Origin of the sequence: Aquisalimonas lutea (genome assembly GCF_030409225.1) — a bacterium.
GTDB lineage: Bacteria > Pseudomonadota > Gammaproteobacteria > Nitrococcales > Aquisalimonadaceae > Aquisalimonas > Aquisalimonas lutea.
Genome location: NZ_JAUFPK010000005.1, coordinates 335,630 through 357,330 on the forward strand (window position 1 = coordinate 335,630; position 21,701 = coordinate 357,330).

25 protein-coding genes are annotated in these 21,701 nt (G+C 61.9%); 11 read left to right on the plus strand and 14 right to left on the minus strand.

What is annotated here, in order from left to right:
• Window positions 1–12 precede the first annotated feature (12 nt).
• The 9 genes from ccmI to QWY84_RS15835 form a co-directional block, all read right to left on the minus strand.
• On the minus strand, window positions 13–864 hold the full coding sequence (gene ccmI / locus QWY84_RS15795; protein ID WP_290203855.1) for a c-type cytochrome biogenesis protein CcmI: 852 nt from the start codon (window positions 862–864) through the stop codon (window positions 13–15).
• Complete coding sequence (locus QWY84_RS15800) at window positions 861–1,331, minus strand: cytochrome c-type biogenesis protein (RefSeq protein ID WP_290203856.1); 471 nt, start codon at window positions 1,329–1,331, stop codon at window positions 861–863. The genes ccmI and QWY84_RS15800 overlap by 4 nt, the downstream gene beginning before the upstream one ends.
• Window positions 1,328–1,858 (minus strand): DsbE family thiol:disulfide interchange protein, encoded by a 531-nt coding sequence (locus QWY84_RS15805; protein WP_290203857.1) that lies wholly within the window; start codon window positions 1,856–1,858, stop codon window positions 1,328–1,330. Before QWY84_RS15805 ends, QWY84_RS15800 begins: the two co-directional genes overlap by 4 nt.
• Window positions 1,855–3,816 (minus strand): heme lyase CcmF/NrfE family subunit, encoded by a 1,962-nt coding sequence (locus tag QWY84_RS15810; RefSeq protein ID WP_290203859.1) that lies wholly within the window; start codon window positions 3,814–3,816, stop codon window positions 1,855–1,857. The genes QWY84_RS15805 and QWY84_RS15810 overlap by 4 nt, the downstream gene beginning before the upstream one ends.
• Entirely contained in the window at window positions 3,813–4,253 is a 441-nt protein-coding gene (gene ccmE / locus QWY84_RS15815) for a cytochrome c maturation protein CcmE (protein WP_290203861.1), read from the minus strand. Before ccmE ends, QWY84_RS15810 begins: the two co-directional genes overlap by 4 nt.
• A complete protein-coding gene (ccmD, locus tag QWY84_RS15820) occupies window positions 4,250–4,399 on the minus strand; it encodes a heme exporter protein CcmD (RefSeq protein ID WP_290203862.1) in 150 nt (49 codons plus the stop codon). Before ccmD ends, ccmE begins: the two co-directional genes overlap by 4 nt.
• The gene (locus QWY84_RS15825) at window positions 4,396–5,139 is read right to left on the minus strand and encodes a heme ABC transporter permease (protein WP_290203864.1); all 744 of its coding nucleotides are present in this window, start codon (window positions 5,137–5,139) and stop codon (window positions 4,396–4,398) included. Before QWY84_RS15825 ends, ccmD begins: the two co-directional genes overlap by 4 nt.
• A 102-nt stretch (window positions 5,140–5,241) precedes the next feature.
• Window positions 5,242–5,976, minus strand: a complete 735-nt coding sequence (locus QWY84_RS15830) for a cytochrome c biogenesis CcdA family protein (RefSeq protein WP_290203867.1) — start codon at window positions 5,974–5,976, stop codon at window positions 5,242–5,244.
• Between the two features lie 225 nt (window positions 5,977–6,201).
• Entirely contained in the window at window positions 6,202–6,453 is a 252-nt protein-coding gene (locus QWY84_RS15835; protein WP_290203868.1) for a hypothetical protein, read from the minus strand.
• A 183-nt stretch (window positions 6,454–6,636) separates the two neighbouring features.
• Between QWY84_RS15835 and QWY84_RS15840 the strand changes: the two genes are divergently transcribed.
• The 4 genes from QWY84_RS15840 to QWY84_RS15855 all read left to right on the plus strand — a co-directional run bounded on the left by QWY84_RS15840 (window position 6,637) and on the right by QWY84_RS15855 (window position 10,467).
• Window positions 6,637–7,935, plus strand: coding sequence for an ATP-binding protein (locus QWY84_RS15840; RefSeq protein ID WP_290203870.1), 1,299 nt, complete (start codon window positions 6,637–6,639; stop codon window positions 7,933–7,935).
• Window positions 7,889–8,440 (plus strand): response regulator transcription factor, encoded by a 552-nt coding sequence (locus tag QWY84_RS15845; RefSeq protein WP_290203872.1) that lies wholly within the window; start codon window positions 7,889–7,891, stop codon window positions 8,438–8,440. The genes QWY84_RS15840 and QWY84_RS15845 overlap by 47 nt, the downstream gene beginning before the upstream one ends.
• 117 nt (window positions 8,441–8,557) lie before the next feature.
• Window positions 8,558–8,863, plus strand: coding sequence for a hypothetical protein (locus tag QWY84_RS15850; RefSeq protein WP_290203874.1), 306 nt, complete (start codon window positions 8,558–8,560; stop codon window positions 8,861–8,863).
• A gap of 143 nt (window positions 8,864–9,006) precedes the next feature.
• Window positions 9,007–10,467, plus strand: a complete 1,461-nt coding sequence (locus QWY84_RS15855) for a multicopper oxidase family protein (RefSeq protein WP_290203875.1) — start codon at window positions 9,007–9,009, stop codon at window positions 10,465–10,467.
• Between the two features lie 190 nt (window positions 10,468–10,657).
• Here the strand turns inward: QWY84_RS15855 and QWY84_RS20130 are convergent, their stop codons facing one another.
• The 3 genes from QWY84_RS20130 to merA all read right to left on the minus strand — a co-directional run bounded on the left by QWY84_RS20130 (window position 10,658) and on the right by merA (window position 13,094).
• Window positions 10,658–10,900 carry a class I SAM-dependent methyltransferase gene (locus tag QWY84_RS20130; protein ID WP_353959907.1) on the minus strand — a complete coding sequence of 81 codons (243 nt, stop codon included), beginning with the start codon at window positions 10,898–10,900 and terminating at the stop codon, window positions 10,658–10,660.
• Between the two features lie 226 nt (window positions 10,901–11,126).
• Entirely contained in the window at window positions 11,127–11,519 is a 393-nt protein-coding gene (locus QWY84_RS15860; RefSeq protein ID WP_290203876.1) for a MerC family mercury resistance protein, read from the minus strand.
• A gap of 30 nt (window positions 11,520–11,549) precedes the next feature.
• Window positions 11,550–13,094, minus strand: coding sequence for a mercury(II) reductase (merA, locus tag QWY84_RS15865; RefSeq protein WP_290203877.1), 1,545 nt, complete (start codon window positions 13,092–13,094; stop codon window positions 11,550–11,552).
• Between the two features lie 82 nt (window positions 13,095–13,176).
• Here merA and QWY84_RS15870 point away from each other — a divergent pair, with 82 nt between their 5' ends.
• A complete protein-coding gene (locus QWY84_RS15870; protein WP_290203878.1) occupies window positions 13,177–13,626 on the plus strand; it encodes a MerR family transcriptional regulator in 450 nt (149 codons plus the stop codon).
• A 53-nt stretch (window positions 13,627–13,679) separates the two neighbouring features.
• Complete coding sequence (locus QWY84_RS15875) at window positions 13,680–13,901, plus strand: hypothetical protein (protein ID WP_435372993.1); 222 nt, start codon at window positions 13,680–13,682, stop codon at window positions 13,899–13,901.
• Window positions 13,902–14,160: 259 nt separating this feature from the next.
• Here QWY84_RS15875 and QWY84_RS15880 read toward each other — a convergent pair whose 3' ends face one another.
• Both QWY84_RS15880 and QWY84_RS15885 read right to left on the minus strand, forming a co-directional pair.
• Complete coding sequence (locus tag QWY84_RS15880) at window positions 14,161–15,321, minus strand: ZIP family metal transporter (protein WP_290203879.1); 1,161 nt, start codon at window positions 15,319–15,321, stop codon at window positions 14,161–14,163.
• Window positions 15,321–16,238, minus strand: coding sequence for a multicopper oxidase domain-containing protein (locus QWY84_RS15885; RefSeq protein WP_290203880.1), 918 nt, complete (start codon window positions 16,236–16,238; stop codon window positions 15,321–15,323). Before QWY84_RS15885 ends, QWY84_RS15880 begins: the two co-directional genes overlap by 1 nt.
• Window positions 16,239–16,935: 697 nt before the next feature.
• Here QWY84_RS15885 and QWY84_RS15890 point away from each other — a divergent pair.
• The 5 genes from QWY84_RS15890 (at window position 16,936) to QWY84_RS15910 (ending at window position 21,699) form a co-directional block, all read left to right on the plus strand.
• Window positions 16,936–17,898 (plus strand): cation diffusion facilitator family transporter, encoded by a 963-nt coding sequence (locus QWY84_RS15890; protein ID WP_290203881.1) that lies wholly within the window; start codon window positions 16,936–16,938, stop codon window positions 17,896–17,898.
• A 775-nt stretch (window positions 17,899–18,673) separates the two neighbouring features.
• Window positions 18,674–19,567 carry a M23 family metallopeptidase gene (locus QWY84_RS15895; RefSeq protein WP_290203882.1) on the plus strand — a complete coding sequence of 298 codons (894 nt, stop codon included), beginning with the start codon at window positions 18,674–18,676 and terminating at the stop codon, window positions 19,565–19,567.
• A 119-nt stretch (window positions 19,568–19,686) separates the two neighbouring features.
• Window positions 19,687–20,025: a copper chaperone PCu(A)C gene (locus QWY84_RS15900; RefSeq protein ID WP_290203883.1), complete on the plus strand. Its 339-nt coding sequence runs from the start codon at window positions 19,687–19,689 to the stop codon at window positions 20,023–20,025.
• Window positions 20,018–20,638: an SCO family protein gene (locus QWY84_RS15905; protein WP_290203884.1), complete on the plus strand. Its 621-nt coding sequence runs from the start codon at window positions 20,018–20,020 to the stop codon at window positions 20,636–20,638. The genes QWY84_RS15900 and QWY84_RS15905 overlap by 8 nt, the downstream gene beginning before the upstream one ends.
• A gap of 191 nt (window positions 20,639–20,829) precedes the next feature.
• Complete coding sequence (locus QWY84_RS15910) at window positions 20,830–21,699, plus strand: cytochrome c oxidase assembly protein (protein ID WP_290203885.1); 870 nt, start codon at window positions 20,830–20,832, stop codon at window positions 21,697–21,699.
• The last annotated feature ends 2 nt before the right edge of the window (window positions 21,700–21,701 follow it).

A 21,701-nucleotide genomic window follows, 5' to 3' on the forward strand; every position in this document is an offset into this window, starting at 1 on the left:
CCGGGCGTCATGTCAACTGTCGGGAATTTCATCCAGAGCTTCGTCAATGCGTGCAGCAGTGGCATCGCTGTCGGGGAGTTGAGCGCGAAGCCGCTCCCAGAGAGCACGAGTTCGTTCCCAGTCACCGGCCTGCGCCGCCGCCAGCCCGCCGAAGAACAATGCATCCGGATGCGCCGGAGCGCGTACTAGCGCACGTTCAACCAACCGGGTTGGCTTTCCGCTGAAACGACCTTGTTGCTCCGCCGCCAGCGCTCTCGCCCAGATCAGCAATAGATCGGGTATGTCTCCATTCGCCTCGACGGCGCGGCCCATGGCTTGCGCCGCTTCGTCCGGGCGCTCCAAGGCCAGGTAGGCACGCCCCAGCATTCCCCACGCTTGGATGTCGCCCGGACGTGTGGCGACGTGATTCTCGAGTTCCGGCAGCCGCTCGGCCATTTCCGTGGGGTTGAACTCCTCGTTCGATGGCTGCTGGACAGAGGGCGTTCCAACCAGAAAGTCGGGGCGACCAATGCTGAGGTACAGACCCGCCGCGAGCGCCACAACCATCATCCCGCAAAACGCTGCCCTCCAACGGCCGGCCCCGGGGTTACCGCCCGCAGGGTTGTCCGCGGCATGTGCCTCATCAGTGCTACCGAGCAACTCGCGTTCGGCCTCGATACGCGCTTCACGGTACTCTTCATCACCGATCAGGCCGGCCTGCCATTCACTTTCCATTTCGCGCAGTCGGGCGCGTCGTGCTATCAGGTCCGCTGCGGCCGTGCTTGGACGTTGCAGTCGGCGCTGCCTCCACAGGGGGACCACGACAAAGGCGGCGGCCATCGCCGCGGCGCCGACAAGTGCGATCATCGCTATCAGCGTTTTCATATTTGATCGTTCTCGTCGTCGAGCAGGCGTCGCAGGCGGTCGTGTTCCTCAGGGCTGAGCACCTGCGGATGGCGGTCTGATCGGCGTCTTGCGATGACAAGCGCGACACCGACCGCCGTGATGCCAAGCAGTGCGGGAGCAAACCAGAGCACCCAGGTCGCCGGCTTCAATGGTGGGCGAAACAACACGAAGTCCCCGTAGCGTTCGGTCATGTAGCGCCGGATCGCCTCATCCGAGCGGCCCTCGCGCATGAGCTCGCGCACCTTGGCGCGCATGTCTTTCGCAAGGTCAGCGTTGGAGTCGAGGATGCTCTCGCCTTGGCAGACCAGGCAGCGGAGTTCCTGGGCAATGTGACGAAAGCGCGCCTCACGCTCGGGATCCGCGAAAGGATCGTCCCCCTTCCCGAAGGCGGTCGCCGCAACGGCGAGTATCAGAAGCGCGGTCATCAGCCAGCGGAGCGAAATCATGACTCGGCCTCCGCCTGCAGTTGGCGCACCAACGGCAGGATCTCCTCGCGCAGGGTGCGCTCGGTGATGGCACCGATGTGCTTCTTCCGGACCACGCCCTCGGCGTCCAGGATGTATGTCTCCGGCACGCCGTAGACGCCCCATTCCAGGCCTACTTTGCCGTCCGGGTCGTAGAGGCTGGCGGTGTAGTTGTCGCCCTGGCGGTCCAGCCAGGCGATGGCCTTGTCCCGCTCGTCCTTGTAGTTCAGGCCGTACACCGGTACTTCGTCGGCGAGGGCCATGACATATGGGTGCTCGTCCTCACAGGCGGCGCACCAGCTTGCCCAGACATTGATCACGGAAACCTCGCCGCGCAAGTCGCTCAGGGAGACGCTCCGCTGCGGATTACGCAGGCTCTCGACGGTAAAATCCGGGGCCACACGGCCCACGAGGGGAGAGGGGATCTCGCCGGGGCGCAGCGTGAGTCCCACCCCGAGCAGGACAGCGAGGGCCACGAACACCACCAGGGGCATCAGGAGGCGCTTCATGCCGGTGCCTCCGCCCCCAGTCGGGCGCGCTCGGTGAGCCGGCGATAGCGCGGATCTGTGATCGCCAGTCCGCCGCCGAGAGCCATGAACAGGGTACCGAGCCAGATCCAGCGCACCAGCGGCTTGAGCTGGATGCGCACTGTCCAGCTCCCGTCGGCGCGTCGCTCGCCAAGCGCTACGTAGAAGTCCCGGAAAAGGCCGGCATTGATGCCGGCCTCGGTCATCGGGTTGCTCTGCATCCGGTAGACGCGCTCCTCCGGGTAGAGCGTGGCCACCGTGCGCCCGTCTCGGTTTACCGTGATCTCACCACGTTCGGCGCTGTAGTTCGGTCCCTCCGTCGAGCGCACCGATTGCAGTGTCCAGGTATAGCCCGCCGCCTCGATGGACTCTCCCGGAGCCAGCCGCACGTCGCGCTCAAGGTCCAGTGTGCTTACCACGGTGACACCGGCGGCGAACACCGCGAGGCCGAAGTGGGCGAGCGCCATGCCCCAGACGCTCCGGGGCGTGGTGCGCAGAGCCTGCCAGCGCCGACGCCGCCCGCGTACCCGATCAGCCACGGCCTGGACACTCGTCCACGCGATCCAGACCGACAGTGCGAGCCCCAGCGCGGCTAGCGGCGGTACCTCTCCGAGCCACCACAGGCTCGCCAACCCGGCGCAGAGCGTGGCGGTCGCCGCCGGCAAAAGGGTGCGTGCAAGCGGGCCGGCAGCGTGGCGCTTCCAGCGAACGAGACTACCGATGCCCATCATGGCCAGCAGCGGCAGCATCAGCGGAACGAATACGGCCTCGAAGTAGGGCGGCCCCACGGAGACCTTGCCGAGCCCGAAGGCATCCAGCGCAAGCGGGTAGAGCGTGCCGATGAGCACGGTCGCTGCGGCCACGCAGAGCAGCGCGTTGTTCAGTAGCAGCGCCATCTCGCGGGAGACGAGACCGAAGCTTCCACCTGCGGCGAGGCGCGGTGCACGCCAGGCATAAAGTACCAGGGAGCCACCGACCACGAGTATCAGCAGGCCGAGAATGAAGGCACCGCGGGCAGGATCGGTGGCGAAGGAGTGCACCGAGGTCAGCACCCCGGAGCGTACGAGGAAGGTGCCAAGCAGGCTGAGGGAGAAGGTGACGATGGCAAGCAGCACCGTCCAGCCGCGGAAGGCGCCACGTTTCTCAGTTACCGAGAGCGAGTGTATCAGGGCGGTTCCCGTGAGCCACGGCATGAACGAGGCATTCTCCACCGGGTCCCAGAACCACCAGCCGCCCCAGCCGAGTTCGTAGTAGGCCCACCAGCTGCCGATGGAAATGCCGAGCGTGAGAAACACCCAAGCGGCCGTGGTCCATGGCCGCGACCAGCGTGCCCAGGCAGCATCGAGCCGACCACCAAGCAGCGCGGCAATGGCGAAGGCGAAAGCCACCGAGAATCCCACGTAGCCCATGTAGAGCATCGGTGGATGGGCGATCATCCCCGGATCCTGCAGCAGCGGATTGAGATCCCGCCCCTCTGCCGGCACCGGTGTCAGCCGCTCGAAGGGGTTCGATGTCAGCAAGGTGAAGGCCAGGAAGCCCACGCTCACCAGCCCCATGACACCCAGCACTCGGGCGACAAATATCTCCGGCAGTTGGCGGCTCCAGGCCGCAACCGCCACACTCCAACTGCCAAGCACGACAGCCCAGAGCAGCAGACTGCCCTCGTGGGCGCCCCACACGGCGGTGAGCCGGTAGTACCACGGCAAGGCCGTGTTCGAGTTCTCGGCGACGTAGGCGAGCGAGAAGTCGTTCTGCAGGAATGCAGTCGCCAGCGCCGCCAGCGACAGGGCCAGCATCAGTAGCTGACCGACTGCCGCGGGCCGGGCCACCGCCATCCATTGACGCTGTCCGCGGTGCGCCCCGGCGAGGGGCAGCGCCGCTTGCATCAGCGCCAGTACCAATGCCAGCACGAGGGCGAAAAGCCCGAGCTCACCGATCATCGGCGATCCTCCCCCGGCTTTGTGGTCCGTAGGCTGTCTGCTACCTCAGGCGGCATGTAGTTCTCGTCGTGCTTGGCGAGCACTTCCTCGGCGACGAACACGTCGTCCTCCCGCAGCGTGCCGCGCACCACCACACCCTGTCCCTCCCGGAAGAGGTCTGGCAGCACACCCTCGTAGGTGACGGGCACCTCCGAGGTACCGTCGGTCACCGAGAAGCGAACCATCAATCCCTCATCAACCTCCTCCAGACTTCCATCCCGGACCAGTCCGCCGAGGCGGAACGGGTAATTCGTGGGCGCCTCGCCGGCGACGACCTGTGATGGATCAAAGAAGAACAGCATGTTCTCGCGGAAGGCGGACAGCGCAAGCGCAGTCGCCACCATGACGCCTCCCACGATGAGCAGAACGAACGTTGCCCGGCGTTGCCGCACCGTCATGACTGCTGCCCTCGATCCAGATCACGAATGAGCTGACGATGTCGGCGCACGGGCAGAAGAATCTGCACCCCAAGGACCGCGAATACGATTGCATAGGCGGGCCATACGTACGCTGCATAACCACCCATGGCGAGAAATTCCATCATGGTGACGCCTCCCTGACCGCACGCTTCGCCCACTCCGTGTGGCGCTCACGTGACAGCAGTTCGTAACGGGTCCGCAGCAGCAGGACGGCACAAAAGTACGTTGTGAACGCGAAAGCCATCAGCAGCAGCGGCACAAGCATCGAGAGGTGGATGGCCGGCGCATCCAGGCGCGTGATCGTCGGCCCCTGATGTAGCGTGCTCCACCACTCCACCGAGTAATGAATGACGGGAATGTTGACCACGCCGACCAGTGCGAGAACGCCAGACGCCCTGGCGGCACGTCGTGGATCGTCGATGGCGCTGTTGAGCGCCATGTAACCCATATAGAGGAAGAGCAGCAGTAGCTCGGACGTCAGCCGGGCATCCCATACCCACCATGTTCCCCACATAGGCTTGCCCCAGAGCGAACCGGTTGCGAGAGTGAGGAAGGTGAAGCTTGCCCCCAACGGCGCCGCAGACCGAGCCAGGCACTCGGCTACCTTGATTCGCCAGATCAGCCCGATCGCCGCCGTGGTCGCCATGAAGACGTATGCGAAAAGTGACATCCAAGCCGCAGGCACGTGGACGTAAATAATCCGATAGCTTTCACCCTGCTGATAGTCCGGCGGCGCAAGCACCAGGGCGCCAAACAACCCCACGATCATGGCAGCACCAGAGACCGCCCCGAGCCACCGGGCCCAGGGTTTGCAACGGGTGTAGAAATACGGCGGCGAGCTCAGGCGATAAAACCAGACTGGCATTGTCGATGCGTGCCTTTGTTACGAACGAGTTCCTGGACGGCTGCGGGGACGAACGGGCAGCGTTGCGTTCCCGTGCCCTGGCTGCTGCCGTGCGGAATGCACTCAGCCAATCCGTTCAAGTGCCGGAAAGACCTCCAGCAACCAGTAGGAGAATCGTGTCATCAGTCCAGTCATCATCAGCACCCCGATCGCGACCATGACCCCTCCGGCCACAAGGTGTAGCCATCGTCCGGCGAGGCGGAGCCGCGCCAGCATACCCACGAAGCGATCGGTGAACAACGCAGCAAGGATGAATGGTACCCCCAGGCCGAGCGAATAGGCGGACAGTAGGGCTGTGCCGTGGATATCTCCGCCGCTCGTCGCCGCAATTGTCAGAACTGCCCCCAGCACCGGCCCGATACACGGGGTCCAGCCAACGCCGAATGCAACGCCAAGCACCCCGGCGGCCATAGGCGTTCCACCACCACCCACCCAGGTAACCGCCCGATAGTCGCCGAGCAGCCATCGAGGCCGAATAAGGCCGGTCATGAACAGCCCGAACAGCACCACCAGTCCGCCGCCGATCAGGTTGGCTTCGTCACGGTAATAAAGCAGCGAACGACCCAGTGCCGTCGCGCCAGCGCCCATGGTGACGAAGATCAGCGAGAAGCCCACAACGAATGCCGTGGAGGTTGTCAGGCGTCGACCCACCGATGCCGCCCCGGCGCGTGTGGCCGTAATCGAATCCCCTGCCATAAAGGAAACATAGCCGGGGACGAGTGGCAGCACACACGGCGAGAGAAACGAGATCGCCCCGGCCAGCACTACGGTCGGATAACCGATCGCCCACTCACTCAAGGTGTTCGGTCCTCACTGCGTTGTCACCCTGATGGGCGTTCTCATGACGTCATCCGACCGGCATTGGCCGGTCTCAGGAAGACTGACGGGTCGACATGAGCGTTTAAGCCAGCCCTCCGTCATGTCTTAGCCTTCCGGTCGTGCAAGTAACGCCGCCCGTGGGGTCCGTGCGTAGCGCTTGTCACCTGGCTCTGCAACGATGACGCAGCCTGGCGACTCACGGGATCAGGAGGCGTCTTCCGGTTCGGACTCCGGGCTCATCATGCCTTCGGCGTCTCCGTGTGCGCCCATCTGATCCATCATGGACTCGCACTGGGTCATCATGCTCTGCATTTGCGACATCATGCCCATCATGCTGTCGTCGCCCATCATTCCTTTACCGTTGCTGCCGCCATTGGCGATAGCAACACCGCCGACAGCCAGGGAGCTGGCAAGGGCCGCACCGGCGAGAAAACTGCCCATCGAGAATTTGTTCATCTTTATGCCTCCAACTAGGCTTGACCTTCGGTTGCGTCTCCCCAGAGAAGAGTTCTGACGGAAGACAACCGCCATTATCGGGAGCTATGACCGGGACGTCCTGCGGCAAATTGCCGCACCCCCCTTTCGCCGCGCCCCATCGAACCCCCAGAATCCAGACTATTAGCCGCCCTCCTGGTAGCCATGACAGACATCATCGAGACGACCCATCTGCGCCGGTTGATCCGCCTTCGATATTTGGTGATAGCGGGGCAGCTGGTAACGGTTCTGGGCGTACATGTAGGCCTTGAGCTCGCTCTCCCGATAACGCCGATGCTTGCGCTTATCGCCGCGTTGGCCGCGTTCAATATTGCAACTCAATGGCGTCTGGGCTCGGGCCGTCCGGTCACGCAACGGGAGTTCGCCGCACAGCTGATCATCGACATTGCGCAACTCAGCCTGCTGCTTTACCTGAGTGGCGGCTATGCGAACCCCTTCATCTTCATGCTCCTGCCGCCGCTTGCCATTGCCGCCGCCGCTTTGTCGGGCTGGCATACGGGCTGGGTGGTAGCCGGCGCGGCCGTGTGCTACTCCGTGCTGCTGATGTTCCACGTCCCCCTTCCGGCACTGGAGGCGCTGCCAGTCGCCTCCCCGGTAGTCCTCCGGCAGACGGGAATGTGGGTCTGCTTCATGGTCGCCGCCAGCGTTATCGTCTTTTTTGTATTGCGAACCCGTCAGACCCTGCGTGAAAAGGATCAGGCACTGGCCGAGGCGCGCGACCGGGCCCTGCGTAACGAGCATCTAGCGGTGGTGGGTAGCCTTGCTGCAGGTACCGCACATGAGCTTGGAACGCCTCTGGCAACCATGTCTTTTCTTACTGAAGAGATGCATGCCGACGTCGATACACCCCACCTGCGTGATCAGCTGAGCACCCTGCGTCGCCAGGTGTTGCGCTGTCGCGATGCTATTGATCAGCTCGCCGCATCCGCGGGGGAACTGCGAGCGAGTGCGGGATACTCCGGTGATCTGGAAGACTGGATTGTCCGGCTCGTGGGGCGCTGGCGTCGGGAAAGTCCGCAGACGCACATCGCACTGCATATTGATGATCATGCGCCGGCTGTAAGGCTGTTGCTGGATCGCGCGCTTGAACAGGCAGTATCGTCGTTGATCTCCAACGCCGTGCGTGTCAGCACTGAAGTGGAGATTGTCGCCCGTTGGGACCACTCGGAGCTTGTGCTCGACGTGCTGGATCGCGGACCCGGGGTGCCCAGTGAACTCGCCTCGATTATTGGCCGCCAACCACTAGGCCAGCGGGAAGGGGTTCATGGCATGGGGCTCGGACTGTACCTGGCGACCGGCACGATCGAGCGGCTGGGCGGACGGCTGGAGTTGTCACCACGAGAGGGTGGTGGCACCCGAGCTCACCTCCTGTTCCCCATGAGCCGACTGAAATTTGATGATGGAATCGCAGAACAACAGGGTATATCGGCTTCTGCTGGTTGAAGATGACGAGGCCTTCTGTGCGGTGGCGGCAAGCGCCTTGCGCCGGCGCGGTTTTGATGTGCGGGTTGCGGCATCCGGCGATGTGGCACGCAGGATGGCGTCTGACTTCATACCGGAATATGCCGTACTCGATCTGCGTTTGGGGGAAGACTCCGGGCTCAGCCTGTTGCCAACGATTCTGGAGCATGCCCCTGACTGCCATGTCGTGGTGCTCACTGGCTACGCCAGTATCGCTACAGCCGTGGAAGCCATCAAGTTGGGGGCGGTCAACTACCTGACGAAGCCCGCCTCGATTGATGAACTCCTTGACGCGCTGTATCACCATGATCCCGATCCTGATCGCGAGGCTGCCAGCGAACCCATATCGGTCCGACGCGCAACCTGGGAGCACGTGCAGCGTGTCCTTCGGGAGGCCGGCGGGAATGTGTCGGAGGCTGCTCGACGGCTTGGCATGCACCGCCGAACCGTGCAGCGGATACTGAACAAGCGTCCACCCGCGCATTAGATCTGCTTCGGTGGCTCGCCGGAGTCGTCCGACTTCGACCTATTTGCCAACTTCGCATAAACCCTCAAACGGCTGGAATACTCCCGCTTGACCTTCCCACGATAGGAAGGTCTACCGTTGCGCCTTTACGCCGTTTCAACCGGTAGCCGTTTCGACCGCGTAGCCTGGGTTTTGGCCGATATCGGGCCGAACAACAGTGACACTCTGGAGAATGCAATCATGCGGACCTTCTTAATCATGCTGTCTTTGATGCTGTTGCCGAGTTGGAGCGGCTTGGTGCTGGCGCAGAGCGATTACGGACCCGGCGCCATGGGTGGTGGTGGAAGTGGCGGCATGATGATCATACCCATGTTGTTCGGCTTGCTGGTGCTTGCCATCCTGATCCTCGCGGTCATGGCCCTGGTCAAGTATCTGCGCCAGTGAGGCGCACCTGAGCGCGGCAAGGGGCGAGCGTTATGACCCATGTTGATCCGGGACGACGCGCCGTATTGCGATGGTTTGGCGGCCTTGCGACGGTCTCTGCCCTGGCGGGGACCGGGGTGTGGCTCGGAGGCTCCCGGCCCGGCTTGCCGTATGCGACCGCCATGGCATCCGGCCGCGAGGACGGAGCTTTCGATGTCGACCTGCGGTTGCGGGCGCATGCCGATGAGGTCCCCATCTTCTCCGGCCCGGCCAGCGAGGTCTGGCGATACACAGCCGAGCGGATCGCCGGGCCCGCGGATACACTCACCGCCCTGGGTGAGAGCTATCCGGGGCCCTTGATTCGTCTTCGCCGGGGCCAGCGCCTGCGGGTCGAGCTCCGTAACGAGCTGCCGGAAGACACCACGGTGCACTGGCACGGCCTGCACGTGCCGTCCGAGGTGGACGGCCAGCCGCGCCTGCCCATCGCACCGGGTGCCAGGCAGGAGATCGCGTTCGATGTCCGGGATCGGGCAGGGCTTTACTGGTATCACCCCCATCCCCACGGCCCGCGCGGCGGGCGGGTCGGCTTCCAGGCCTATGCGGGCCTTGCCGGGCCGCTGATGATCACCGACGAGCAGGAACAGGCCCTGGAGCTTCCGGCCGGCGAGCAGGAGTTCGTGCTGTTGCTGCAGGATCGCTCGTTCACCCGCGACAACCAGCTTCAGTACATCGGCGATGGAATGGGGTCGATGATGACGCGCATGCGCGGCTTCCGGGGCAACCGGATGCTGGTGAACGGCCGCCCGGACGCCCGGCGCGACGTTGCCACTCAGCCGTACCGGCTGCGCATCCTCAACGGCTCCAACGCGCGCATCTACAAGCTCGCCTGGAGCGACGGACGCCCGGTCACCGTCATCGGCACGGACGGGGGATTACTCGCCGCGCCAGAGCAGCGTGCCTTCGTCACCCTGGCGCCCGCGCAACGCACTGATCTATGGGTCGATTTCGGTGGCGCGAAGCCCGGTGACTCCGTGCGCCTCGTGAGCGAGGCGTACGAGATGAGCGGCATGGGCGGGGGCATGATGGGCGGCGGCATGATGGGCAGCCAGCGGGAATCGCTGGTCACGTTCCGGATCACTTCGCCGGAGACCGATCCCAGGGGGTTGCCGGAGCGTCTTGCCGAGGACTTGCCAGCGCCGTCCATCCGGCCGGATACGCCAGTGCGCCGCTTCACGCTGGGCATGCGGATGATGCGTGGCTTCACGATCAACGGCCGCCAGATGAACGGCACGAATGTGGCGGACGACGAGATCGTCACTCTCGGGGACACCGAAATCTGGGAGTTCGTCAACGATACGATGATGCCCCACCCCATGCACGTGCACGGACTGCAGTTTCACGTCCACGAACGCATCGCCGAGGGCAGCAGGACGGAGCTTCATGACGGCCTTATCGACGCCGGCCTGCACGACACGGTGCTCGTGTTCCCCGGTGAGCGGGTTCGCCTTGCGATGACGTTCGAGCATTTCACGGGCTTGTACATGTACCACTGCCACAACATGGAGCACGAGGATGCTGGCATGATGCGGTACTTCCGGGTGGATCCATCGCGCATTAGTGCATGAGGACAGATTCCGTTGTTTCCACGGTTTCTGGCCCACCCCATCCCGGGAATCCGTACTGCCGGGATGGGGCAAAGGTGTCAGGGGTCCGTTAGAGCTTGGCCATGCGCAGGCGTAACGCATTGCCGATAACCGAAACGGAGCTCAGACTCATGGCGGCTGCAGCGAACATCGGGCTGATATGCGAGCGTTGTTATTCCATCGGGCGGAGATCTCGGCCGCTGCGGCATCGGTGTGCCGTCTCGGCCAGTGGCGGTCCACGTTGCTCGGGTGGCAGAACACACAACGTGAAGCTGGACACAAAGGCGTCAAAGGTGCCCGACGGGGAGCTCGCGGTCGTGATGTAGGCCCGGTGCAGTTGCACCCTCATGCCGGCGGGGAGGGAACGGCTCTGTGCGCGGGCAAGCAGGGCAGAGTTCAAGTCGAACCCCGTGATCTGAACCCGTTCGGGTAATAGGCCAGGTTGCGTCCAGTGCCAACGCCTGCCTCAAAAACATCTTCCGTAAGGCCCGCGCGCAAGAGCCGTCGCAGCTGTCGAGGGGGTGCCCACTCGAATGGTAGGTCGGCCAGACTGTGAAGCGGGGCAACACGACTGTAATGGGCCTTCACATGCGAGATGCTGTCATCCCCCGTCAGGCGGCTCCCTCCCTTGAGCGGCGTCTCTATGTCGCACATTGCTTGTTGCGGCTGGAGAGCATGTCCCAGATGGATACGCCGAGTACCGCGGCAAGCCCTGGATAGAAGAACAGCTCGCTCATGGTGATCGCACCGATGAGGATCAGGACAGGACCAGCGAGGCCGAGCGCCAGGCGGTGCCACTGCCGGTGCTTGAAGTATCCCAGGACATTGATCACCACCAGCAGCACCGCGATCGCCGGAATCACCGCGTTGACCAGCGCACCCTCCAACGGACTGAGAAAGCCCAGGCCAAGGGCGACCCCAACGCCGGCCAGCGCCGGGAAACACACCGAACAACCCGCTCCGGCAACCAACGTGGCCCCGAAGCCGAACCTGTCACCCAGACGGGTTACTGCGTCTAGCATGCTGCCTAGCATTGCGCTTTCCTCCGATAGATACCGATAAGCTCACCCCGCACAGCACGACAATCTGGCCACGTCCTTCGAGAAGGTCTGGGCGCAGAGCTTGATGCCCTCACTCATGGTCAGGTACGGGAACAGCTCGTTCGCCAGGCTCTCCACGGTCATGCGGCTGCGGATGGCCAGCGCCGCTGTCTGGACGATCTCGCCGCCGTTGTGGGCCACGATCTGCGCACCGATGAGTCGACCGGTACCGGCTTCCGCGACCAGCTTGATGAACCCACGGGTGTCAAAGTTGGCCAGGGCGCGGGGGACGTGCTCCAGGTCGACGCGGCGGGTATCCGGCGTGATGCCGTGGTGCTCGGCCTCGCGTTCCGCCAGCCCGACGGTTGCCACCTGGGGGTCGGTGAACACCACCGCGGGCACCACCGACAGATCCAGCTCCGCGTCGCCGCCGGTCATGTTGACGGCGGCCCGCGTTCCGGCCGCCGCGGCTACGTAGACCAGCTGCGGCATCGTTGTGCAGTCGCCCGCGGCGAAAACGCCCGGGGCGGAGGTGCGCAGGTGGCTGTCCACTGCGATGGCTCCGTCACCCGAGGTCTCGATTCCGGCTGAATCCAGGTGCAGCGTCTGCGTATTCGGTTGCCGGCCGGTGGCGACAAGGAGCCGCTCGCCCATGAGGGTTTCGCCGTCGAGGGTGACCCGGAAGTGCGCGCCGTCATGGTCGACCCGCTGCGGAGTGGTGTGCGTGAGCACGCGAATCCCCTCATCCTCCAGCGCCGCCTGCAAGGCGGTGCCCACCTCCGGGTCATCGCGGCTGAGCAGCGTGCTCCGGGCAAGGACCGTGACCTCGCTGCCGAGCCGCCGATAGGCCTGGGCGGTCTCCAGCGCCACGAACGAGCCGCCAAGGACCACCAGGTGTCCCGGGATCTCGTCGGTGAGCAGCGCCTCGGTGGACGTCCAGTAGGGCGTCCCGGCGAGACCGTCGATCGGGGGCAGGGCCGGCGAGGCGCCCGTGGCGATCAGGATGCGGTCCGGTTGCAGGCGCTGCACCGCGCCCGAGGGCTCTTCCACGGCCAGCGTGCCTGCGTCCTCGAAGCGGGCCCAGCCAGCGAGAAAGTCGATGGCCGGCTCATCATCCAGAATGCCCTCGTACTTGGACTGGCGCAGCTCCTCGACACGGCCGCGGACCTGGGCGAGCAGGGCGGTGCGATCCACCGGGCCGGCATCGCGGGGAACGCCGTCGAACGGGTGATGGGCCCGACGGTGGTGGAGCTCCGCGGCCCGCAGCGTGATCTTCGAGGGGACGCAGCCGACGTTCACGCACGTGCCGCCGATGGCGCCCGCCTCGATCATGGTCACCCGGGCGCCCTCCTCGGCGGCACGGATGGCCGCGGCGAACGCGGCGCCGCCACTGCCGATAATGGCGACATGGGTCTGGCCGGAGGTATTCCTCCGGACCGGCGTTTCATCGGTGCCATCGATAAACGCAGCGTCATATCCGTCGGCGTGCACCTGCTCGAGGCCGGTTTGCACCTTCATGGCGCAGCTCTCGCAGGTCATGCCGGTAACTGCCAGTTCGTGCTTTGTCATGGATTCCAATAGCCGTCTCGTTGACTGGAATGACAGAACCATAGACCCTGTAGTCGCTATAAGGTCAACGAGGGAGCCATCCGTGAAACTACGTATCGGCCAGTTAGCAAATGACACGGGCTGCCAGGTGGAGACCATTCGCTACTACGAACGCATCGGCATCCTGCCGCCGGCGGCGCGGGCATCGAACAACTACCGTATCTATGACGACAGCCACCGCCGTCGCCTGCTGTTCATCCGGCGGATGCGTGACCTGGGCTTTTCGCTGGATGAAGTCCGCGCCCTGTTGCGAATGACCGATGGTGGCACCTATACCTGCGCCGAGGTGCAGGCCCTGGGCCAGGAGCATCTGGATGCGGTGCGGGGCAAGATCGCTGATCTGCGCCGTGTGGAGAACGCCCTGGCCGATCTGGTCGGCCGATGCACCGGCGCAGAAACGCCGGATTGCTCAATGCTTGAGGCACTTTTCGTGACCGGTGAAGAAACAGCGAGCAATCCCGGCTCTGCCACGTCGTCGACGCACCGGACCTGACCGTCCTCCCAGTGCATCCTGGACTTCCCCAGCACCGTGGACACTCCGACGCTATGATTGGCTATTCCGCCTGGCGCACCCCCGCGCGCATCCTCACGTTTAGCTTTGGCACCCGCGACTCCTTCGTGGTGCTTGAAACTGCCGTAGCTCTTCCGGATGGCTGGGAGACGGCGGTTGTCGTGATTGTCTTTCAGACCCTGATGGAACTCTTCGGGATGGTCGTCTTCCTCTCCTGGCTGCCTCGCAAGCCCATGCCCAATCCCGGACCAATGTGACTTCCTATGGTTGTACCCAGAATCACAATGCGCGCAAGGTGGCCTCAACTGGGCGTATAAGGCCGGGCATGGAATCGGTGATATTCAACGGTATCGCGCCGACAAATATTACGACCTGTCGGCACAGAATGCCTGCCCGTTGCGTCATACTCCCAGCGGCCAGCGAGGCCCCGACAAGTAGTGGATAACAAATCTGCAACGGCCCTACGCAGACGGAATCTTGCAGATGCAGCGCGGGCAGCGGGTGTCGCGGGGCGGCTTAGACTTGGACGAGGAACGCGGTCGCGTACATTACCGCCACCCCCGCCGCAAATCCGCCCACGGAGGTCGCCGAAAGAACCGCTCCTCGGTCCGCGGCCATAGTAGTCCGGCGCAGATGATCTCCGACCTCGAATAGCACCTGGAGAATTGCGCCAACGCCGAGACCAAGGAAAAGCGCCGACCAGTGTGGCGCAAAGGCGTATGCCCCAATCCAGACCCCGAGTACGGCTGGCAGACCGGCGACTGCCACGAGTCCGATCCATACCCACGCCGGCACCCGCTCGTTGGTCAGCGGCGCAGAAATGCCGATACCCTCGGTGAGATTGTGCAGGGTGAAGCCGATAACCAGGAAAGTTCCAAGGGCAGCCGCGCCTGCAGCGAACGAACCACCGATTGCGAGGCCCTCGCCCAGGTTGTGCAAGCCAATCCCAAGCGCGATGTACCAAGCCAGTGCTCGCCCTTCAGGCGGTCTGCCGTGGCGCCGCCCCAACGCGACAAGGCCAAGGAATGCCACGAGTGCGGCAAGCCAAACCATGGCCGTGCCCTGGAACAGCGATGCAGCACGCTCTCCGAGTTTCAGCCCCTCTACCAGCGTGTCCACCAGCAGGAAGGTGAGCAGGCCCAGGGTCAACGCCAGCGCAAACTGAAAACCTCGCCGCCCGGCACGTTGTAGCGCCGGGCGAAAGCATACGCCGAGCGCTACCGGGAGCACACCCACGTAGAGACCGAGCAGGCCGTAGCCGAGCACCTGGCGCACTGTGCCCTGCGGGGTCGCCGTGGCCACTTCGATGGTATGGTTAAAGGTGATGCCGGTATTGGTGACGAAAGTAATTTCGTGGAGTTCGTCCTCAACCCAGGGATAAGGAATACGGATCCATGCACTTTCACCGCGGCCCATCGGGCCAGCGGGCTCCTGGGTGAACGTCCAGTAGGCGCCGTCCACCTGGACCTGTGCAATACGCATCGGGTCCGATCCTCCTGCGCGCACCTTGAGAGATATCCCCTCGTCGTTCAGCACGGTGCGCTCGACAGTGAGCGCTTCGGTGGGTGGTGGCGAAACGCCGAGTAGCGCGAGGGGATTGGTGGCAAGGAAGCCAGCAATGGCCCCGCCGAGAAGCAGCAGAGGCAACAGTAGGGAGGACCAGAAGCGCAGGCTCATCACACCACCTCGAAAAAGCTCATCCAACCAAGCTCCACGAACTCGCTCTGGTGGGCGTGGAACATGTACAACCCGGGCTCGTGATCGGAGAAGGAGAACTCCAGGATCCCGCGCTGCGCTTGGCACTGCATCACTGTGTCCACCGTCCTCAACGTGGGCGTCAGGGTGGTGCCATGGTCGTAGTAGTCGAAGAAGTTGGCGTGCAAGTGCAGCGAGTTCACCGGGTCGAACTCGGTGACATTGATTAGGTAGAGCCGCACAGGGCGACTCCGCTCGATACGAATCGGTCGATTCGCATACGCATGGGCGATCGTGTTGACAGCGTAGACTTCGTTTTCTTCGTCGAAGTTCGTGTCAAAGCCATTCATAACCATGACGAACTCCTGCCAGCGGCGGTTTTCCTCGCTGCCGAGCAACCGCGATTGCGCAACGTCCGCCTGCTCCGGATGGCGCTTCGGGTCCGGGTCGACGATGAAGGCACCGTAGAGACCCTTGTGGATGTGGCGCTTTAGCGGGACCGAGTGGCAGTGATACAGGTGGCAGCCGAAGGGTTCGGCATCAAACTCGTATGTGAACGTTTCTCCCGGCGCGACCTGCCCCGCGCCCGGTACGCCGTCCATTCGTGCCGAGTGGATTCCGTGGAAGTGCATCGTATGCGAATGACTGCCGGCGTTGGTAAAGCGGACACGGATGCGGTCGCCTTCGGTGGCGCGCAGGGTGGGCCCCGGCACGCGACCTTCGTATGTCCAGGCCGGGAAGAAGATTCCGGGCGCGATCTCGATTTCCTTGTCGACCGCCGTGATGGTGTACTCACGCAGATGCCGGCCGTCTGGCAGCTCGCTCACCTCGCCGATATCCCAGTCATTGAGAACCTCGCCCGGGTCAAAGCCGTTGCGCTCGTGGTTCACTTCACCCACGGTGGTCATTCCGTCGGTGCGGGAGTCTCCTGAACCGTGCTTCCCGCCCTGCTGAGTATGAGCCACACCCGCTAAGGAGCCGAAGCGCGCGCTCGAAAGGCCCAGCAGTGCAGCTGCTCCACTGCCGAGCCCGCCCCGCAGGAGAGCGCGGCGAGTGAGTGATGGTATGTTCATGGACGTCCCCATCCACATTTGATCGTCATCTTGCTTTATAGATTAGCAATAGCTAATCTAGATTGTCTACACTAACTCATCGATCACGAGTATCAGACGTAGGTGCATGAGTAGACAAACACGCGCAATCGTCCTACTCTCCTGCTCTATGAAGGTCGCCGCTCGAATCCTGCTAGTCCTCATAGCGCTGTCAGTCACCGCTCATTCAGCGGTAGCCAGCATCGAGGTGGCTTCTCACAGTGATGGAGAAGCGAGCATGCAGACGCCGGAGGCCGGGGCTCAGCCATCGAGCCCCGAGTCAGCTGCGCACCTCTGCCACGCAACGTCGCACCTGTTTGCTCCGGTTTACACTTCCCTCGACTTTCAAGACCTTCTTGCTGGACAAGTAGTCTTCGCAATTTTTCGCCAGCGTCTGACAAGCCTCGACTCAGCCCCCAACACGCCGCCGCCCATCGCCTGAACCCCTTTCATTGCCGGCTTCACGCCGGCGGTTGCTTTGTCGGATTGGGGAGTCATTTTCATCATGACGCAGGCGCACTCTGGGCGCGAATACGGCGGCCATAGCCACGAGCATCATTCCCACCACCAGCACTCGGGCGGTCGGGCGCTCGTGACCGGCCTCGTCCTGACTGCCACCTTCGCGGTCGTCGAGATTATAGCGGGCTGGTTGTCTGGTTCGCTTGCATTGATTGGCGACGCCGGGCACATGATTACCGATTCAATGGCGTTGGGCCTCGGTGCGCTCGCATATCGCCTGAGCCAACAACCTCCGACTAAGCGACATAGCTTCGGGCTACAACGAGCCGAGGTCATCGGAGCTTTGGTCAATGCCGGCTTCATGCTCGTGGTGGTTGCCTGGATCGGCTACGAGGCGGTTCAGCGCTTCATCGAACCTGTACCCGTGCAAGGCGAAACCGTACTGGTGGTCGGAGCCATTGGCCTTGCACTGAATTTCATTGTGCTCAAAGTGCTGCATGGTGGTGAGCAGAACCTCAACACGCGTGGCGCAATCCTCCACGTGCTCGGAGACCTGCTGGGCTCCGTGGCTGCCTTGGCCAGCGGTGTCGTTATTGCCCTGACTGGTTGGACACCGATTGACCCCATCCTGTCGTTGCTGATTTCCGCTCTGATTCTCATCTCTACCTCGCGACTGCTACGCGACGCGGTCCATGTGGTTATGGAGGGCGTTCCACCGCACGTGGACCTCGATGAGGTCCGGGAGAGGATGGCTCGCGTAGAGGGCATTGACGGTGTGCACGATTTGCACATCTGGATCATCGCATCCGGCAGCTACGCGATTGCAGCCCATGTCCGCACACGCAGGCTTGCGGAGTGGCCCGAACAGCTCGACAAGATGAAGCGGTTGTTGCGGGAAGACTTCGGCATTGAGCACGTCACATTGCAGCCTGAACTCCCGTATGACGTGGCCACTATCCCTGTAGTCGCCGGCCATCAAAGGCGCGGACAGAGCGGAAATACCGGCTAATGCATCAACGAACACACCATCGTGCTTGCGTTCGCAGCGACTGGCCGGATTCTGCGCCACTTTGCCTTGGTGCATCGTGGTACCACTCTTTATACGGCTGCTGCAATCCTGTCTTCCGGCGGGGCAGCGGCCGTTGTCACGGAGGCAAGACTCGTGCTCCGGGATCTATGACCGGGGCTGTAGTATCCGAATGTCATATGCATTTTCTCCCTTTCAGCGTTCCGCGTTCGCATCAGCTTCTCGCTGAAAACCCTACCTTGCCGAGAATGCCAAGCGACTTATGATCCGATTGCCCATAGTTTTCTTCTCGTTGGCTGCTCTGCTCGCGGTGCTGGCTGGTGCGGCAGTCATTACTCAGGCGAACCAAGCAGCACCAGCGCCGCAGCCTCCCTCCGTGGTCGCTGGGGGTTCATTGTGGCTAACGCTTGCCAGTGCGGGGGACTTGTCGAGCACGCCATTCTCATGGCCACGGTCTGCCGGCGGAACTAACGATCTTCCGTCTCGTCCAAGCGAGCTGACTACGGTTACTGTGCAATCTGGCGATACACTTACGGGGCTTCTCACGGGCAAAGCCGGTCTGTCGGCCGGTGAGGCACTGCGCATCGTGGATGCACTTGCCAGTGTTATGGATCCTGAAAATCTGCATCCTGGGCAGACACTCGCTTATGCAGTGTCAAGCTCAGCGGAAACGACAGATTCTCCTAGCCTTGAACGCCTGCACATAAGGCGAACCGTTGATACCCGCGTGATCGCCTCACGCTCAGCCGAGGGCACCTTGGACGTTCAGGAGACATCCGTACCACATCAACGCACAGTCGAAAGCGTGCGATTTCGCGTTGAGGATGGCGTTTATGAAAGCGCGATGGCTGCGGGCGTACCCACTCAAATTCTCATCGAAGCGTACAGGCAATTGCGTAACCGCGTGGATTTCCAGCGCGACATCCGCTTGGGAGATGAGCTTAGCTTCGTCTTCGAAATGTTCCGACACGAAAGAAATGAAATAAGGCACGCTGGCCAGCTGCTTGCTGCGTCTATCGACCAACAGGCTGAGCGCATAGCAATCTACCGCTTCGCCCCCGGCGGAGGCAACTCCGCCTTTTACAATTCCGCGGGTGTGAGCGTGGAGACGGTCTTATCACGAACCCCCGTCGAGGGCGCTCGACTGTCGTCATTGTTCGGCGAGCGTGACCATCCAATTCTCGGGTATACCCGCATGCATGAAGGACTCGACTTCGCCGCTCGCCATGGCACTCCCGTCGTCGCGGCCGGTAGCGGTCGCGTCGTTCGAGCGAGCCGCTACGGGAGTTTCGGCAAGTACGTACGTATACGCCATGATCCCGAATTCGAGACTGCGTACGCCCACCTCTCCAGGTACGCGAACGGACTCACCGCGGGAGATCAAGTCCGTCAGGGGCAAGTGATCGGCTATGTCGGTGCGAGCGGCACCGCCACTGGACCAAACCTTCACTATGAGGTTCTGCGCGACGGCGCCCCCGTTAATCCCCGCACCCTTGATCTCCCTCCCAGTCAGAAGTTGACCGGCGAGACCCTCGATGAATTTCGAAACCATGTACGGAACCTTGAACCCGTCCTGAACGGTGCCGCCAAATCGACCTACGCCAATCTAGACGCCCACTCAGAAACTCCGACTACCACGGGAGATCTCTAGCAGATATGCGTTATCTACTTATTGCGCTAACCTTCGCCGCCACTTGTACTATAGCCATAGCCGGAGCCCAATTACAGTTTCGTGATGCATGGATCCGTTGACTGCCGGCCAGCGTTCCAATGAACGGATACTTTCATGCAGTCAACAGTGGCAACAAGCCATTAAATTTTTCTGAAGCCCGCAGCTCGGCATTCGGCTCCGTTTCAATTTACAGAACCATCCAAAAGAACGACGGCTCGATTTCGATGATACCAGTTGACATGCCACTGGAAATTCAGACCAACGAAACGACAACGTTCGCGCCCGGTGGGTATCACCTGATGCTTAGAAGCTCGCAAAAAGATATCGAGCCTGGTGGAGAAGTAGAACTAACGTTTGCCACAGAATCCGGTGCGAACTACACCGTTTCATTCGTAGTACGAAACGCAACAACAGGCCGTGGAGGACTGGATGATTAAAGTTAGGCGGTTTGCACCTTTTTATTTTTCTCTGATCTTCTTCCTAATCCTTCTTCTGCTCGGATGCGATGAGCAACCCGAATGGGAAACTTCTGATGTAACTGGACAATTTCCTGATCTTCAGTTTGAACTTACTGCCGAGACCGGGAAAACTGTTACCGAAGAAGATTTTTCGGGGAAAGTTAATCTATTATTTTTTGGGTTTACGTCATGTCCGGACGTATGCCCCAACACCCTCGGTCGCCTAAGCCAAGTCCTGAGAGAGCTCTCGCCTTCGCAGCGCGGGAACGTGCGCATACTGTTCGTAAGCGTTGATCCACAGCGGGATAACCCCAGTCGCCTAGCGGAATATACTGACGCGTTTGGCGAGCAGTTCGTGGGCATGACTGCCGATCAATCGACACTCCGGGAACTCACGGGTCGTTACTACACGACTTTTTCCTATGGAGAGTCCGACCGTGAAGGTAACTATACCGTCCAACATAATGGCTCGGTATTTGTGTTCGATCGCGACGACAGGGCCCGTTTAAAAATTACGGCCAGTGGAGTCGGTGGAATCCCGAGTGACTCGGTCAATGCCATCGTTGCCGATATTAGGAGATTAATAGAATGACATCAAATCAAGTAAAGACTGCCTATGTTTTATCCCTCATACTTTCTTATGAGGTTCGTGGTCCCGCGTTATTTTCTGACAAGACTTCATCTTAAAATGGTTGGAAAATAAGAAATCAGCATTAGTCATAGTGCAAACGGTAGACTGCTAACGTGGCACATTAACTTCATCAACTCACAGCCTAACCCTATATGCCCGAACCCAGCGATATTGTTCATGCGCTCACCCCTTACCAGTGGCAGCCTATGGTTACGCTGGTCTGCGGGCTGGTTTTTCTTCTTTATTTGAGAGGCCTTGGTCGCGGCGGCGGGCCGGGTTTCTGGAGAAATACGGCGTTTTTCGTAGGTTTGGGTCTGATGTACGGAGTCAGCCAGACCCAATTCGACTATTTCTCCCAGTACGTGTTCTTCATCCATCGCATCCAACACCTGGCGCTACACCACGTGGCGGCGATGCTGCTGGTGCTTGCCAACCCGTTGCCGGTGCTGGCCCAAGGGGCGCCGGCATGGCTGCGCGACAATCTGATTACGCCCGTGTGGCGCAGCGGACCGGTGCGCGGCGCTTACGGTGCCGTGCAGCAGCCAGTGGTCGCCGCTTTTCTCTTTGTCGGCTTGATTTACTTGTGGCTCACGCCTAGCATCCACTTCGATGCTATGCTCAGCGGCTGGCTGTACAGCATCATGAACTGGAGCATGGCCCTGGACGGGCTGCTGTTCTGGTGGCTGGTGCTCAACCCATATCCTCCGGATCCCGCACAGCACCGCATTGGGTACGGCAAACGCTGTATTGTGGTGGCGGTGGTGGCGTTCCCTCAGATCGTCCTGGGCGCCTATATCTTCTTCTACGGCACCGGGGTCTACGAGTACTACGAGGTCTGCGGGAGTCCCTGGCCCATCGATACCGACACAGACCGCATGCTGGGCGGCCTGATTACCTGGATTCCCTCGGCGATGATGAGCGTGCTGGGTTTGCTTATCGTCCTGTCCCAGATGTTCAGGCAGGAGAAGCGGGAAGCCGAGCGCATGGGGCGGGATGCCGCCGCGTCGGGTTCGACGGCATGAAG

What these genes read in the sequence shown, in the direction of transcription:
- QWY84_RS15835 (WP_290203868.1), bottom strand. Translation starts at nt 6,453, where the DNA reads ATGAACAAATTCTCGATGGGCAGTTTTCTCGCCGGTGCGGCCCTTGCC.
- QWY84_RS15905 (WP_290203884.1), top strand. Translation starts at nt 20,018, where the DNA reads ATGATTAAAGTTAGGCGGTTTGCACCTTTTTATTTTTCTCTGATCTTC.
- QWY84_RS15910 (WP_290203885.1), top strand. Translation starts at nt 20,830, where the DNA reads ATGCCCGAACCCAGCGATATTGTTCATGCGCTCACCCCTTACCAGTGG.
- QWY84_RS15845 (WP_290203872.1), top strand. Translation starts at nt 7,889, where the DNA reads ATGATGGAATCGCAGAACAACAGGGTATATCGGCTTCTGCTGGTTGAA.
- QWY84_RS15875 (WP_435372993.1), top strand. Translation starts at nt 13,680, where the DNA reads ATGATTGGCTATTCCGCCTGGCGCACCCCCGCGCGCATCCTCACGTTT.
- QWY84_RS15800 (WP_290203856.1), bottom strand. Translation starts at nt 1,331, where the DNA reads ATGATTTCGCTCCGCTGGCTGATGACCGCGCTTCTGATACTCGCCGTT.
- QWY84_RS15860 (WP_290203876.1), bottom strand. Translation starts at nt 11,519, where the DNA reads ATGCTAGGCAGCATGCTAGACGCAGTAACCCGTCTGGGTGACAGGTTC.
- QWY84_RS15890 (WP_290203881.1), top strand. Translation starts at nt 16,936, where the DNA reads ATGACGCAGGCGCACTCTGGGCGCGAATACGGCGGCCATAGCCACGAG.
- QWY84_RS15805 (WP_290203857.1), bottom strand. Translation starts at nt 1,858, where the DNA reads ATGAAGCGCCTCCTGATGCCCCTGGTGGTGTTCGTGGCCCTCGCTGTC.
- ccmD (WP_290203862.1), bottom strand. Translation starts at nt 4,399, where the DNA reads ATGATGGAATTTCTCGCCATGGGTGGTTATGCAGCGTACGTATGGCCC.
- ccmE (WP_290203861.1), bottom strand. Translation starts at nt 4,253, where the DNA reads ATGACGGTGCGGCAACGCCGGGCAACGTTCGTTCTGCTCATCGTGGGA.
- QWY84_RS15840 (WP_290203870.1), top strand. Translation starts at nt 6,637, where the DNA reads ATGACAGACATCATCGAGACGACCCATCTGCGCCGGTTGATCCGCCTT.
- ccmI (WP_290203855.1), bottom strand. Translation starts at nt 864, where the DNA reads ATGAAAACGCTGATAGCGATGATCGCACTTGTCGGCGCCGCGGCGATG.
- QWY84_RS15900 (WP_290203883.1), top strand. Translation starts at nt 19,687, where the DNA reads ATGAACGGATACTTTCATGCAGTCAACAGTGGCAACAAGCCATTAAAT.
- QWY84_RS15810 (WP_290203859.1), bottom strand. Translation starts at nt 3,816, where the DNA reads ATGATCGGTGAGCTCGGGCTTTTCGCCCTCGTGCTGGCATTGGTACTG.
- QWY84_RS15880 (WP_290203879.1), bottom strand. Translation starts at nt 15,321, where the DNA reads ATGAGCCTGCGCTTCTGGTCCTCCCTACTGTTGCCTCTGCTGCTTCTC.
- merA (WP_290203877.1), bottom strand. Translation starts at nt 13,094, where the DNA reads ATGACAAAGCACGAACTGGCAGTTACCGGCATGACCTGCGAGAGCTGC.
- QWY84_RS15825 (WP_290203864.1), bottom strand. Translation starts at nt 5,139, where the DNA reads ATGCCAGTCTGGTTTTATCGCCTGAGCTCGCCGCCGTATTTCTACACC.